We start from the raw sequence: 12,995 nt of genomic DNA, 5'->3' as shown, positions 1-12,995 counted from the left end.
AACCAGAAATGGCGGGAGGATTGGAGCCGGGAATCGTGGCGCAATCAAGCAGGATGAGCGGGCGTCGTCCGGCCTGTCTGCCGATTTTTCGGGCGCGATCGGCAAACGCTCCCACTTATTGCACTGCTCGCTGACCAGGCCGGGCGATCCTGCTAGCTTCAGACGGTTGAGATAGAGAGAGGGAGCATCGTGATGGACGCCGTGATCCCGATAGACCAGGAAGCCGCCGACCGGCATTCTCACCTGGTTCAGCCGCAGGAGATGGACTGGCAAAAGACGCGCTTTCCGGGGTGCGAAGCCAAGACCCTGCTGTTCGATCGCAGCAGCGGTCTGATGACCGCCTTGATGCGCTTTGCCCCGGGATCGGTGCTGCCCGATCACGAGCATGTCGGCATCGAGCAGAGCTACGTCATCGAGGGCGCGCTCGTCGACAAGGACGGGCCAGCCAAGGGGATCGCCTGCAAGGCCGGGGAATTCATCTGGCGCGAGGCGGGCAGCCGGCACGCCGCCTGGTGCCCGGACGGCGCGTTGATCCTGGCGATCTTCCAGGTGCCGAACAAGTTCTTCGAAGCCGATGGCCGCGTCGTCGATGCCGCCGGCCAGGATTGGGACGAGACCTGGGGGCACACCGACGCGCAGCGGGCGCGGAACATTTAGCCGGTCCTGTAGCCCGGATGGAGCGAAGCGCAATCCGGGGGCAGACCAACCGTATCGCTCGACCGTCCGCGTGAGACGAAACCCGGATTACGCTGCGCTCCATCCGGGCTACGGATTTGTCGCATCCCTATACGCCCCGCGCGAGCAGGGCCTTGAAGTCGGCGCGTGCACGCTGCGCCTCGGCGCGCGCGACGTCTGAGGCATCGCCCATGCCGAAATAGCCGTGGATCAGGCCTGGGCCCTCATGGTGTTTCACGCGCACGCCGGCGGCCTCCAGTGCCCGCGCGTAGGCCGCGCCTTCGTCGCGCAGCGGATCGAACCAGGCGGTGGTCACGACGGCGGGCGCGACGTCGGCGAGGGATGCCGCGCGCAGCGGTGAGACGCGCCAGTCCGAAGCATGGCCGGGATCGGCGAGATAATGGCCGCAAAACCATTCCATCACGGCGCGGGAGAGGAAGTAGCCGTCGGCATTCTCGGCGCGCGAGGGATAGCGCGCGTTCTCGCGCGCATCCGCATAGCTGCCGAGGACGTCGGTCACGGGATAGACCAGCAATTGCGCAGAGAGCTCGATGCCGGCATCGCGGCAGGCGATCGCGGCAGTCGCCGCGAGATTGCCGCCGGCGCTGTCGCCGGCAACGCCCAAGCGCTTTGCATCGCCGCCAAATTCCGCGACGCGGTTGAAGATGTCACTCACCGCGGCAAAGGCGTCCTCGAAGGCGCCGGGAAAGCGCGTCTCGGGCGGGCGGCGATAGTCGACGGAGACGATGACCGCGCCGGTCTCGATCGCGAGGTTGCGCGCCTGCCGGTCGTGGGTTTCGAGATCGCCCGCAACCCAGCCGCCGCCATGGAAGAACACCACGGTCGGAGCGGGCGTGGTGCCGACCCGATAGACGCGTGCATCGAGCGGGCCGGCGCCGCCTTTCACCTTGATATCCTGTACGCTGTCGACGGGCGGTGGCGGGATGGCGGCGCGCGAGGCAGCCAGTGCGCGCAAGGAATCGCGGGCGCTCTGTGGCGTCATGACCGCGGGATCGCGCATTGGCATGAGCGGAATGATCTCGGCGATCACGGGATCGAGCGGCGCGGCCATGACAGGTCCTCCAGGGTTCTTGGTCTTGCTTGCGGGTTAGCATAGATTTTGCGCGCGGCATCGGCAACCGGCGGTTCTAGCGCAACGCCGGACGAAAAGGGCAGGGAGGTCTTGAAGGTGGAATTCGAAACGCTGGTCCAGTCGCGCCGCAGCGTGCGCGGCTTCAGGAACGAGCCGGTGCCGCGCGCGGTGATCGAGGCGATCATCGAGAGCGCCAAGCGCGCGCCGTCGTCGATGAACACCCAGCCCTGGCATGTCCACGTGCTCACCGGCAGGCCGCTGGAAGAGGTGCGCCGCCGCAACATGGAGGAGATGATCGCCGGCGCCAAGGTCAAGCGCGACATCGTCAGCCATGGCGAGTACCAGGGCGTGCACCGCACGCGACAGGTCGACATCGCCAAGAAGCTGTTCGGCGCGATGGGGATCGCGCGCGACGACAAGCCGATGCGCCAGGACTGGGTGCTGCGCGGCTTCCGCCAGTTCGACGCCCCGGTCTCGCTGGTCTTGACCTATGACCGCGTGCTCGATCCCGGCGCGGTCTGCCATTTCGATCTCGGCGCGCTCTGCTACGGCATCGTGCTCGCGGCGTGGGATCGCGGCCTCGGTTCGGTGATCAACGGACAGGGCATCATGCGCTCGGATATCGTGCGCGAGGTCGCGAAGATTCCCGAGGACGAGGTGATCATGACCTGCGTCGCGATGGGCTATCCCGACGACGGCTTTGCCGCGAATGCCGTTCGCTCGGACCGCGAACTTAACGAGGAGTTCGTGCGGTACGTGGGTTTTGCCGATTAGCACGACAAAGAGGAGATTGTTCTCTGGCGAAATTTTTTTTGGTGCGGAGTCGCTGGCAAGCTCTTGCAATCTCGAAGGGGCGGGAGGAACAATATGCAGACTGAGAGGTTTGTTGCTGGCGCGAGGGAATTGAGATGCGGCGGCTGGCTAGCCTGGTTCGATGGTTCTTCGGTCCGCGAGTGCGGCGCCCGATCGATGATGATCCAAGTCTTCCTTTCACACCCGAAGAGTTCGGCCGGCTGATCCGCAGCGGCAAGCACGAGGACATGAAGCTGCTGGCTGACGGGCTGGCCTGCCGCTCCATTCCGCACCGCGCGCAATACCGCGCGACGCACTAGCCGGTTTTGCGGCGCCGTCGCTGCGCTCACCTCGTGAGCGCGACCGGTTTGAACGCGGTCACCAGCGCCTTCTCCAGCTTTCCGGCCATCCCGCGCAGTATGTCGTAAGCTTCCGCGCGCGGCATGGTCGGCTTGTAATGCCGGTGCTCGATGAGCGCTGCGAAGATGTCGGAAATCGTGAGAATTCGCACGATGTCGCCAATGGTTTCGGCGCAGAGGGCATCCGGATACCCGCTCCCGTCGAGATATTCGTGATGATGACGCACGGCATCGAGGATCTCCGGCGAAATCTTGCCGTGACCCTTCAGAAACTCGTAGCCAGCGGCCGGGTGGGTCTCGATCACGGCGCGCTCCTCGGCATCGAGACGACCCGGCTTATCGAGGATGGCGAGCGGGATCTGCGCCTTGCCGATGTCGTGGAACATGGCCGCCGAGTAGAGGCGCTCCAGATCGGCTCTTCCGACGCCGAGGCTCAGACCGAAGTCGATGGCGACACCGGTCACGATCAGGCAGTGCTGATAGGTTCCTTCGTGATGACGCCGCACCGTCGTGAGCCATTCCGACAGACCATGCTCAGTGATGCGATCGGCAATCTGGCGGCCGGCTTCCTTGGTGCCGTCCACGTCGAGGGGTTGGTCGAGGGTGACCGCCGTGAACATCGAGGCGAACGCGGTTGCCCCGATCTCAACTGCGTCGTCAAACTGTGCAGTCTCGCCTGACGAGGCAGAGGACGGATCGGCCGGATCAGACAGCGCCAACAGCAATTTGGCCCGGCTGATCGTGCCGGGCAGGACGAGCGTCGCTCCAAGCGCATAGGCTTGCGAAACGCCGACGTGAGACGTGTCCTCGATGAGGAAGATCCGCTTCTTCGCTTTGGCCAATTTGCCGGCCCGTTTCTTGATGGCCGCGATGTTGTCGAGGTCGCGAAGCTCTGCGCGGATGACGATGGCGAACGGAACCTGCGACAGCTTGGCCTCGGCGTCGAGCCGTTCGCCCGCGACGGCGAAACGCTCCTCGAGAATCGAGCAGACACGGGCCAGCTTGTCGGACGTGTCGGCCAGCACATGCACGAAGGGACGGGCCGCCTCGGCATCCCGGATGCCGTCACGATCGAAGGGCCTGAGCGTGGTTCGCGGGTTCTGCACGGTTTGACCTTCGATGTCGTGGGGTCCAATGTGCGGGATGAATTCTCGGCCTATTTGCTTCCGGCGGAATTCCGCGTAGCGGTTGCCGGCGCGCTCGCCGGCTTCTTCTTGCCGCCCGCGGTGACGAAGTGGAGCCCGGCCGTGGTGCCATCGATCCAGACCAGCTCGCAGCGCCGAAAGGCGAGCCCCGTCGACGACAGCAGCATGAAGAATTCCTTGGCCTGGAGCACGTCCAGCGTACCCTCGACCTCGACCTTCGCACCTGTCTGCGATACGTCGAGCAGAACACAGCTGCGCCGCCAAGTACCGTCTGAGCCCATCAGGTTGACGGGCTGCCGGTGGTCCATCCGAACGCGCCCCGCCTTGCGGCCATCGAATCTCATTGCTTGTCCCCCAATCTTGCGCTGCGATGTGCCCTATCGTTTGTCTTGGCGTTTGCGGTGATTTCCCCCAGCGCACCGTCCATTGGCTGGTCGACAGAAGCAGCGTGTCGAAGATCCGTTGCGCGCGTTCGCGCTCGGCAAAGGAAAGCCGTCGGCCGCTGCGGTTGCTCAGGATGGCCAGCGTGGTCTGCCAATTCAGTCGTGAAGCACGGCAGGCCATGACCAGACCTTCGCAATCCTCATCGGCCATGACGTGCTCGATGATGTCGAGCGGCGCCCCCGAGAGCACCGACAGCGCCGTGAACAGATTGGCGGTCTCGCCGCGGATCGCGAAGCGGTTGACGGTGGAATCGTTGAGCTTGCCGACGCGGTTGAGGGCGACGATCTCCGGCCTCGCGCTCGCATAGGCCGCCTGGCAGGGCAGCTTGGGCGGTGGCAAGGTGGCAGTTGCGCTCGATGTCGCGTTGTGCGGCGGCGTTGATGAGGCGTTGAGCTTCGCCGGCCTTTCCTGGCCGTTGGAGGCGGACAGCAGTTTCCGCACGATGAGCTCGGGCGTATCTGGCCTGAGCGCGAGCGCCTTCGTGATCTCGTCGTCCTGCCCAGTCCGGGCGATCAGCGCGGAATAGGCGGCCTGCGAGAGCTTGGCCCCGGGATTACCGATCAACGCAAGGTGGACGGCGCGGCCGCCGCTCTTGATCAGCGCCTCGGTCAGCGGCGGCTCGACGCGCTCGCGGGCGGCGATGGCGCATTGTTGTCGTTCGCCGCCCGAGGCGGCGATCGTCTCGAGATCGACCCTGGAGAGGGTCTTCGATTTGAGCAGGACAGGGCACGCCACGTCCGGATCGGGGTGTGCGGCAAGACGCAGCAAGGTCTTCGGCGGAGCCGCCTTGAGCTCGGCAAGCGCCGCGCCCAGTTGAATCAGGGCACTGGCATCAACCCGTTCTGCCAATCGCAGAAGAACGCCATCGACCACATTGGCAAGCAATTGCTGAGGCCGGTCACGACTGCAGGTAAGTAGCTGTATAATACCGGCGAGGATGCGACCGCAGCGTTCCAGCGGGCACGTTGCGACCGCATCTTCCAACTCGACCAGAATATCAGCAGGCGAGTTTGCCATCATGGCAGGAGCCTGAATCGAAATAACTTTGACGATTTAACGAAGACTATTGCGCCTCAAAGGTGTTAATTTTTGATTTTAGAAATTAAATGCCGGGGTATTTATGCACCGTCGAATTTTCGGAAAATGCTATCGAAATTTGGCAAGACTCGACGCCCCAGCTTGTCCTTTCACCTGGACCCTTCCCAACTGATCGCAACACATTAGGATTGATTCTTCAGGTCCGACGGGAAACAGAAGGGGGAAGCGAACCGGTACCGCTGCCGGATGCACACGTCGGTTACGACGGTGCATTTCATATTGCCATGAACAGCATTGATGACGTGCCGAGGTTGGCACCAAAGATATTCCGCTTTTCAGACGTCGACGAATTTCGGAACGCCATACGAGGCCTGGATTTCGAGTTCACGCCTTTCGTACGAAGAATTTCTGCTGAGCAGACCATTCTGTCGCTGCCCGGTTGCGACGTAAATTTGACGCGCGCATTTCCGCGCGTGGTTGACGGACAACTCGTCGAGAGTTGCACGGCGATCGGGTTCACGATGGACGACCTCGATGTTCCTATTCGGTTCAATGGCGCGCAGCGCGCGCGACCAGTCGTCGTCATTGGCAGCGGCGGAGCCGCCTACACGAGCATCGAGGAGGTGCAGCGGCAAATTGCCTCGGTGATGTTCAGGCCGGAGGTGACGGATCGCGGCTGGCCACGAGTGAGCCTGAGCTTCCAGATTTTCGAAACGACCGCCGCGAGCCTCGCCCGATTGCGCGGCGTGGTTCGCGAGGTGTTGGTCGCGGCGTCAGAGCCCATCGACAAATCAGACGTGCCGTTCAAGGCAGCCGCAATGAAGGAATCCCTGCTTGCGGCTGTCGACGGCGCATTTGAGAGCGTTGTCCCCGCGCGATGGACCGCGCTGCCCAATGATGAGCGGCACTTCAAGATGTTCCAGGACATCCGCGCGCTGCTGTCCGACGATCTCTCACAGCCGATCTATAGCGAGGAGATTGCGCGCAAGCTCGGCCTGTCCGTGCGCACCATGCACGACGTCGTCCGCCGCTATCGCGGCATGAGCCTGCACCGCTATTTGCGCCTACGCCGGCTGTGGCTGGTGCGACGGCGGCTGCTCGCCGGGGCGGACAGCGTCAAGGCCGTGGCGCTCGCCTTCGGCTTCTGGCATCTCAGCGATTTTTCCCGAAGCTACCGTGACCAGTTCGGCGAGACGCCATCGCAAACGCTGGAGCGCGGACGCGGGCGATAATTTGACAAATCGATTGGGGCCGAACGCCGGTTTCGTGCTACCGTTCGACCATGAGCAATCGCATTCTCGTCCTCTACGGTTCCTACCGTTCCGACCGCATGGGCATCCGCCTTGCGAATTTCGTCATCAATCGTCTGCGCAGCCGCGGCGAGGACGTCGAATTCATCGACGCCAAGGCAATCGGTCTGCCGATGCTCGATCGCATGTACAAGGAATATCCCGAGGGCTCGGCGCCCGAGGCGCTCGAGAAGCTGGCCGGACAGATCCGCAGCGCCGACGGATTTGTTTTTGTCACCGGCGAGTACAATCGGGGCATCCAGCCCGGCCTGAAGAACCTCACCGACCATTTCCTCGAAGAGTGGTTCTGGCGTCCGGCCGCGATCGCGAGTTATTCCGCCGGCCGTCTGTCCGGCGCGCGCGCCGCGACGGCCTGGCACGGCACGCTGTCGGAAATGGGGATGGTGGTGGTATCGAGCACCATCGGCGTCGGCCCGATCGCGCAGACGCTGTCGGCCGACGGGGAGCCGATCGGCGAGGGCGGCAAGGCGCTGGAGCGCTCGTTCCCGCGCTTTGCCGACGATCTGGCGTGGTGGATCGAGGCGGCGAAAGCACAGCGCGCGCGCAAGGCGCCGCCTTATTGAGACGGTGAGTCCCGTAGCCCGGATGGAGCGAAGCGCAATCCGGGAAATCGCACGTCAACGGCACCGCCCCGGATTTCGCTTTCGCTCCATCCGGGCTACGAATCCGCGCGCTTACGCGGCCCTGACCTCGCCGAGGAAGCGGTCGAATTGGCCGGCGAGATCGCGCGACTGGGTCGAGAGCTGCTCGGCGGCGCCCAGCACCTCCCTGGCGGCGGCTCCCGTGTCGTCGGCGGCGCGTTGCACGCCGGATATGTTGCTGTTGACCTCCTGGGTGCCGTGGGCGGCTTCCTGGACGCTGCGGGCGATCTCCTTGGTCGCTGAGCCCTGTTCCTCGATCGCAGCCGCGATCGCGGCGCCGATCTGGTCGATCTCGGCGATGACGTCGGCGACGTTGCGGATCGCGGCCACGGTCTCGTCGCTCGCGGACTGGATCGCCGTGATCTGCTCGGAGATTTCCGTCGTGGCCTTGGCGGTCTGGCCGGCCAGTGACTTCACTTCGGAAGCAACCACCGCAAAGCCGCGGCCGGCATCGCCCGCACGGGCGGCCTCGATGGTCGCGTTCAGTGCGAGCAGGTTGGTCTGCTCGGCGATGCTCTGGATCAGCGTGACGACGTCGCCGATCTTCTGCGCGCCCTCGGCGAGCGCGCGCGCGGTATCGCCGGTGCGGCGAGCATTGTCGACGGCGCGGGCGGCAATCTCGGTGGATTGCGCGACCTGACGGCCGATCTCCGAGATCGATGAGGTCAGCTCCTCGGTGGCGCTGGCAACCGTCTGCACATTGGTCGAAGTCTGTTCGGAGGCGGCGGCGACGATGGCGGCCTGGCTGTTGGTCTGGGCCGCCGTTGACGTCATCGACTGCGCGGTGGTCTCCATCGTGGAGGAGGCCCGCGAGAGGCCGCCGACGAGCTCGGTGATCTTGGCCTCGAAGGCGCGGGTGAGGTCGTCGAGGGCCTGGGCGCGGCGCATCTTGCCGTCATTCTCGGCCTGCTTCTCGGCCGCAAGCCGGTCGGCCCGGATCATGTTGTCCTTGAACACCTGGACCGCGGCGGCCATCGCCCCGATCTCGTCGGAGCGCTCGGCGCCGGGGATGCCTTCCGCAACTTCGCCGTCGGCGAGCCGCGACATCCGCGTCGTCAGGCTGACGATCGGCGCGCAGACGCGGCGGCGCACGGTCACGATGAGGCCGGCGCTCGCGATCAGCACGGCGGCAAGGCCAGCAAGCGCGATGGTGAAGCTGGTGCGCGCGCCCGAAGACGCGCCGGCGAGGATCTCTTCGGCATTGTCGTAGAAGGCGTCGCGGACGCCGATGATGGTGCCGAGGCCGCGCTGCGTGGCGGCGTAGTAGGCGTCCACGTCGTGCTCGTACTTGCCGCTGACCGCACCGTCCTTCACCAGCTTGAGCTCGCGGCCGAACTCCTCGACATAGACCGCGTTGAACTTCTCCAGTGCAGCGGCGACGTTCGCCGGAGTCGCTGGATTGCCACGTAATTCCTGCAGCGCCATCACGATCTGATCGTTGCGGCCTTGCGAGCGGCTGATCTCGGCCTTTTCGGCGTCGGTCGCAGGCTTCTTGCCGCCGACGAGATTCTTGTGCAGGCTGGAATTGAAGCCGCCGACGTCGCGCAGCGTCATCGCGATATTGGCGTAGCTGGCCTGCCGGTAGGCGTCGCCGTTGAGAATCGCCATGCGGCGGACCTGCTCGTTGAGCAGCGCGGTCACGCCGCCGTTGAGCACGGCATTGTCGGCGACGATCTTCTTGGCGGCATCCTTGCGCGCCTCTGCAGGCCCCGCGAGCGCCTTGTCGATGGCCTCGCGCAGCGCGGTGAATTTCGCATTGATGCCGTCGATGTTGCTGCCAATGGTGGTGCCGTCGTCGAAGGAGCCGGGCAGTTCCTTGCGCAGCGCGTTCATCCTGTCTCGGGCGCCGTTGGTCTGCGTGCGCAGCTTGTCCTGCTCGGCGAGCAGCGCAGGATCGATCGTGGCGGGGCCGTAGAGGATGTTGGTGGAAAAGCCGCGCTCGGGATTGAGATAGCGCGGAATGTCGCTGGCAGCGCGAACGATCGCCAGGCGGCCTTGCGCCTCGCTGATCCGCTCCATCGTCTGATATTTCGTCACGGCGACGTAGACGGCGAGGCCGCCGCCGACGGTCGAGAGCGAGACGATGGCGGTGGTCAGGAGCGTACCGATTTTCATGATCTGTCCGGCAATTGGCGCGGGAGAATTATTGTGCGCGAAAGATAGGCAGGCGATGTTAATCCCGGGTTTACGCTGGTGGCCGCGCAACTCAGCCGGATGCCCGGTCGAGCTTGGCGAGGATCTCCAGCGTGGCGCCGTCGCGTTCGCCCGCGAAATATCGGGCGATCGCCTGATCGAAGACGGGCTCATGAGATACCGCACCGAACAGTGTCATCGACGAGCGGAATTTCGCATCATCCGGCGCGCCCAGGATTGCGTTGATGGTCCGCCCCTGAACGGCGAGCACGAGCCTCGTGCATTCGATCAGGCGCACCCCGAGGACGGGATGGGCGAGGTAGGCCTCGGCCTCCGCGTGGGAGCCAATGGCGTAGCGCTGCGACATGGCGCTGAAGCCGAGGCCCGCGACCTGCGGGAAGATGAACCACATCCAGTGAGTCTGCTTCCGGCCCCGGGCTAACTCGCCCTGGACGTCGCGATAGACCGGGTCCTGGGCCCGGACAAAGCGGTTGAGATCGAACGGATCGGTCATTGGATACCTCAGGAAGCCGTACCGGACCCCTTGCCGGCCGCGATTATGCCTAACTTTTGGCTCCCAATGTGGTAGCTGGTATAGAGTCTCCGGGTGGGGGTTGGGCGCCCCCGGGGGTCGATTTGGGGATCTGATGGTTTCCGACGCAGCACATGCCGAGAGGCTGTTGTCGCGCCGCCGTGTCGGGCGAGCCGAAAAGATATTGCTGTCTCTGGCAGCGATCGCGCTGGCGCTTGGCGCTGCCGCGTGGGTTGCGGATATGGGCGATTCGACCCCGCTGGTCTCCGCCGCGTTGCCGCCGGCCAATGCCCCTTCATTCGAGGACCGTTTCGCTTCGGCCTCCGGCAATCCGCCGGCCCGCGAACTCGGCCTGCGGACGCTGGAGCGCTCCGCCCTGAACGCGGTCCAGCTCAAGCTTCGCGATGCCAAGGCCATGCTCGCCGAGAAGCTGCAGGGTGATGACTGGCGCTCGACCCTGACCGAAGACGACCAGCCCCCGGCCGAGGAGGCGAGGCCCTCGCAGCGCGCCGACGCCGTCCCGATGCCGCGCTCGCGCCCGGTCCAGGCCGATCTCGCCTCCCAGATCGCATCCAGCCAGGCGTATGCCGACACCAGTCCCCGGGTCGATAACCGCAATTTCTTCGAAAAATTCACCGACAAAATCAAGCTGGCCTCGCTGACGCCCGACAGCGGGTTGTTCAACAAGGCGCCCGATCTTTCGGCCCTCGGCTACGATTTCGCGGACGGCGGTCTATGACATCTCGGCCAAGGCGGTTTACCTGCCGGGCGGCGTGGCTCTCGAGGCCCATTCCGGCTTCGGCCCGATGATGGACAATCCCGACCATGTCGATCGGCGGATGGTCGGTGCGACGCCGCCGGCGACCTACGAGCTGAAGCCGCGCGAAAAGCTGTTCCACGGCGTTCGGGCGCTGCGCATGACTCCGGTCGAAGGCACCAGCGCGCTCGGCCGCGTCGGCCTGCTCACCCACAATTACATGCTCGGACCGCGCGGCGATTCCAACGGTTGCGTCTCGATCAAGGACTATGACCGTTTCATCAAGGCCTACGACAATGGCGAGTTCAACCGTCTGGTCGTGGTGCCGAATCTGCGCGGGTCTGCGACCGCCTCGCAGCGCGCGAGCACCGATTCCTGATCTTTGCCTGCCGCGGCGGGGCTGCCGTTTCCCCTTCGTTAAATCGTCCTCGTCCAGAAGCAGCCCATGAGTGATCCATCAAGTTCCGAGACCCCGCTGCGCACGACGTTCAAGATCAAGCTGAACGGTGACACGCTGGCGATTGCGACCGTCGGCCAAGCCTATCAGTTCCTGACCAATTTCAAGTCGGTGGAATGGATGGAATTCCGCTCGCTGCATGAAGATGCGGTCGCGGCGCTGGAGGGCGCTGCCGGTAACGCCATGCTCGCAGTGCAGGCAACCAACGCCGTGCGTGCGCTGTTCGTCAGCGCGAAGCTGCTCTAGCGACAGCTTCGTAGCCCGGATGGAGCGAAAGCGTAATCCGGGTCGTGCGCGTCAGTGGCACCTTCCCGGATTGCGCTGCGCTCCATCCGGGCTACAGACCTTTTCTGTCCCAGCTTGAACTCCGCTATAGGAACGGGCAAACGGTCCGCGAAGACCGTAGCTCCAAACCAATATGTTTGAAAACTGACTTCAAGGGAGAGACCCCATCATGAAACGCCGTACATTCCTCAAGGGCGGCGCGGTCGCGGGCGCGACGACGCTGGTTGCGGCCCCTGCGATCGCGCAAGGCGCGCCCGAGATCAAATGGCGCCTGACCTCGAGTTTCCCCAAATCGCTCGACACCATCTACGGCACGGCGCAGACGTTTGCGAAATACGTCGCGGAAGCCACCGACAACAAATTCCAGATCCAGACCTTCGCCGCCGGCGAGCTCGTGCCCGGCCTGCAGGCGCTCGATGCCGTCAGCACTGCCTCGGTGGAGATGGCGCAGACGCCGCTCGATTTCGACATCGGCAAGGAGCCCGCGCTGGCCTATGCCACCGGCGCGCCCTTCGGCATGAACCATCGCCATCAGGAGTTATGGTGGCACTTCGGCGGCGGCGCCGGCCTCACCAACGAAGCGCTCAAGCCTTTCAAGGCGCACGCCATCCTCTGCGGCAATTCCGGCACCCAGATGGGCGGCTGGTTCCGCAAGGAGATCAAGACCGTCGACGACCTCAAAGGCCTCAAATTCCGCATCGCCGGCATGGGCGGCCATGTGCTGGCGCGGCTCGGCGTCGTCCCGCAGCAGATCGCCGGTGGCGATGTGTATCCGGCTCTCGAGAAGGGCACGATCGATGGCGCCGAATTCGTCGGTCCCTATGACGACGAGAAGCTCGGTTTCCAGAAGGTTCGCCAAATACGATCATTTCCCGGGCTGGTGGAAGGCGGCGCCATGCTGCACATGATCGTCAATGACGAGAAATGGGCCTCGCTGCCCATGCAATACCAGGCTATCGTCAACCAGGCCGCATCGGCGGCCGGTGCCTGGATGCTCGAGAAATATGACAGCGTGAATCCGGCGGCGCTCAAGCGCCTGATCGCCAATGGCGCGGAGTTGAAGGCGTTCCCGCAGCCGGTGCTGGAAGCCTGCTACAACGCGACCCAGGACCATCTGAACGAGCTCGCCGCCAAGAGCGACCTGTTCAAGCGGACCAAGGACAGCCACGACGCCTACATGAAGGAGCTGCTGTTCTACACGCAGATCGCGGAAAACTTCTACGACAACTATCTGCTCAGCAAGACGCGCAACAAGAGCTGAGCTTGAGGGGCGCGGTGCCGCGATTGCGCCGCGCTCCCGTAGGGTGGGCAAAGGCGCACTTGCGCCGTGCCCA

At 64.4% G+C, this 12,995-nt stretch carries 12 protein-coding genes and 2 pseudogenes; 8 read left to right on the top strand and 6 right to left on the bottom strand.

Features of this window, described 5'->3' with window-relative positions:
* Positions 1 to 192: 192 nt before the first annotated feature.
* Positions 193 to 657, top strand: a complete 465-nt coding sequence (locus tag ACSKB8_RS33530) for a cupin domain-containing protein (RefSeq protein WP_438108732.1) — start codon at positions 193 to 195, stop codon at positions 655 to 657.
* A gap of 127 nt (positions 658 to 784) precedes the next feature.
* Here ACSKB8_RS33530 and ACSKB8_RS33525 read toward each other — a convergent pair whose 3' ends face one another.
* Positions 785 to 1,747 carry an alpha/beta hydrolase gene (locus tag ACSKB8_RS33525; RefSeq protein ID WP_438108731.1) on the bottom strand — a complete coding sequence of 321 codons (963 nt, stop codon included), beginning with the start codon at positions 1,745 to 1,747 and terminating at the stop codon, positions 785 to 787.
* Between the two features lie 117 nt (positions 1,748 to 1,864).
* On the opposite strand from ACSKB8_RS33525, the gene ACSKB8_RS33520 reads away from it, so the two are divergent.
* Together ACSKB8_RS33520 and ACSKB8_RS33515 are read left to right on the top strand one after the other, a co-directional pair.
* Entirely contained in the window at positions 1,865 to 2,542 is a 678-nt protein-coding gene (locus ACSKB8_RS33520) for a nitroreductase (RefSeq protein ID WP_438108729.1), read from the top strand.
* A 134-nt stretch (positions 2,543 to 2,676) separates the two neighbouring features.
* Positions 2,677 to 2,880: a hypothetical protein gene (locus ACSKB8_RS33515; protein WP_091899114.1), complete on the top strand. Its 204-nt coding sequence runs from the start codon at positions 2,677 to 2,679 to the stop codon at positions 2,878 to 2,880.
* A gap of 26 nt (positions 2,881 to 2,906) precedes the next feature.
* Here the strand turns inward: ACSKB8_RS33515 and ACSKB8_RS33510 are convergent, their stop codons facing one another.
* The 3 genes and pseudogenes from ACSKB8_RS33510 to ACSKB8_RS33500 all read right to left on the bottom strand — a co-directional run bounded on the left by ACSKB8_RS33510 (position 2,907) and on the right by ACSKB8_RS33500 (position 5,528).
* On the bottom strand, positions 2,907 to 4,025 hold the full coding sequence (locus tag ACSKB8_RS33510) for an HD-GYP domain-containing protein (RefSeq protein WP_438108727.1): 1,119 nt from the start codon (positions 4,023 to 4,025) through the stop codon (positions 2,907 to 2,909).
* A 50-nt stretch (positions 4,026 to 4,075) separates the two neighbouring features.
* Positions 4,076 to 4,408: a PilZ domain-containing protein gene (locus ACSKB8_RS33505; RefSeq protein ID WP_438108725.1), complete on the bottom strand. Its 333-nt coding sequence runs from the start codon at positions 4,406 to 4,408 to the stop codon at positions 4,076 to 4,078.
* Positions 4,405 to 5,528, bottom strand: a pseudogene (locus tag ACSKB8_RS33500) (DUF2336 domain-containing protein). The gene ACSKB8_RS33505 and the pseudogene ACSKB8_RS33500 overlap by 4 nt, the downstream one beginning before the upstream one ends.
* A gap of 302 nt (positions 5,529 to 5,830) precedes the next feature.
* Here ACSKB8_RS33500 and ACSKB8_RS33495 point away from each other — a divergent pair.
* Positions 5,831 to 6,778, top strand: a complete 948-nt coding sequence (locus ACSKB8_RS33495; RefSeq protein WP_438110789.1) for a helix-turn-helix domain-containing protein — start codon at positions 5,831 to 5,833, stop codon at positions 6,776 to 6,778.
* Between the two features lie 50 nt (positions 6,779 to 6,828).
* Positions 6,829 to 7,419, top strand: a complete 591-nt coding sequence (locus ACSKB8_RS33490; RefSeq protein ID WP_438108723.1) for an NADPH-dependent FMN reductase — start codon at positions 6,829 to 6,831, stop codon at positions 7,417 to 7,419.
* Positions 7,420 to 7,530: 111 nt separating this feature from the next.
* Here ACSKB8_RS33490 and ACSKB8_RS33485 read toward each other — a convergent pair whose 3' ends face one another.
* Positions 7,531 to 9,612 carry a methyl-accepting chemotaxis protein gene (locus tag ACSKB8_RS33485; RefSeq protein ID WP_438108721.1) on the bottom strand — a complete coding sequence of 694 codons (2,082 nt, stop codon included), beginning with the start codon at positions 9,610 to 9,612 and terminating at the stop codon, positions 7,531 to 7,533.
* A gap of 91 nt (positions 9,613 to 9,703) precedes the next feature.
* On the bottom strand, positions 9,704 to 10,144 hold the full coding sequence (locus ACSKB8_RS33480; protein WP_438108719.1) for a DUF1810 domain-containing protein: 441 nt from the start codon (positions 10,142 to 10,144) through the stop codon (positions 9,704 to 9,706).
* A 202-nt stretch (positions 10,145 to 10,346) separates the two neighbouring features.
* Between ACSKB8_RS33480 and ACSKB8_RS33475 the strand changes: the two are divergent.
* From ACSKB8_RS33475 to ACSKB8_RS33465, 3 genes and pseudogenes are all read left to right on the top strand, one after another.
* Positions 10,347 to 11,298, top strand: a pseudogene (locus ACSKB8_RS33475) (DUF2778 domain-containing protein).
* Positions 11,299 to 11,364: 66 nt separating this feature from the next.
* Positions 11,365 to 11,622 carry a hypothetical protein gene (locus ACSKB8_RS33470; RefSeq protein WP_024338019.1) on the top strand — a complete coding sequence of 86 codons (258 nt, stop codon included), beginning with the start codon at positions 11,365 to 11,367 and terminating at the stop codon, positions 11,620 to 11,622.
* 208 nt (positions 11,623 to 11,830) lie between these two features.
* Positions 11,831 to 12,922 (top strand): TRAP transporter substrate-binding protein, encoded by a 1,092-nt coding sequence (locus ACSKB8_RS33465; RefSeq protein ID WP_438108717.1) that lies wholly within the window; start codon positions 11,831 to 11,833, stop codon positions 12,920 to 12,922.
* Positions 12,923 to 12,995 lie beyond the last annotated feature (73 nt).

The organism is Bradyrhizobium sp. BR 1432 (genome assembly GCF_051547705.1).
Lineage (GTDB): Bacteria > Pseudomonadota > Alphaproteobacteria > Rhizobiales > Xanthobacteraceae > Bradyrhizobium > Bradyrhizobium zhanjiangense.
This window is presented reverse-complemented; position numbering and strand designations above follow the sequence as displayed.

Excerpts from the sequence above, each read along its gene's own strand:
- ACSKB8_RS33530 (WP_438108732.1), top strand. The coding sequence starts at position 193 with ATGGACGCCGTGATCCCGATAGACCAGGAAGCCGCCGACCGGCATTCT.
- ACSKB8_RS33525 (WP_438108731.1), bottom strand. The coding sequence starts at position 1,747 with ATGGCCGCGCCGCTCGATCCCGTGATCGCCGAGATCATTCCGCTCATG.
- ACSKB8_RS33515 (WP_091899114.1), top strand. The coding sequence starts at position 2,677 with ATGCGGCGGCTGGCTAGCCTGGTTCGATGGTTCTTCGGTCCGCGAGTG.
- ACSKB8_RS33505 (WP_438108725.1), bottom strand. The coding sequence starts at position 4,408 with ATGAGATTCGATGGCCGCAAGGCGGGGCGCGTTCGGATGGACCACCGG.
- ACSKB8_RS33495 (WP_438110789.1), top strand. The coding sequence starts at position 5,831 with ATGAACAGCATTGATGACGTGCCGAGGTTGGCACCAAAGATATTCCGC.
- ACSKB8_RS33490 (WP_438108723.1), top strand. The coding sequence starts at position 6,829 with ATGAGCAATCGCATTCTCGTCCTCTACGGTTCCTACCGTTCCGACCGC.
- ACSKB8_RS33485 (WP_438108721.1), bottom strand. The coding sequence starts at position 9,612 with ATGAAAATCGGTACGCTCCTGACCACCGCCATCGTCTCGCTCTCGACC.
- ACSKB8_RS33480 (WP_438108719.1), bottom strand. The coding sequence starts at position 10,144 with ATGACCGATCCGTTCGATCTCAACCGCTTTGTCCGGGCCCAGGACCCG.
- ACSKB8_RS33470 (WP_024338019.1), top strand. The coding sequence starts at position 11,365 with ATGAGTGATCCATCAAGTTCCGAGACCCCGCTGCGCACGACGTTCAAG.
- ACSKB8_RS33465 (WP_438108717.1), top strand. The coding sequence starts at position 11,831 with ATGAAACGCCGTACATTCCTCAAGGGCGGCGCGGTCGCGGGCGCGACG.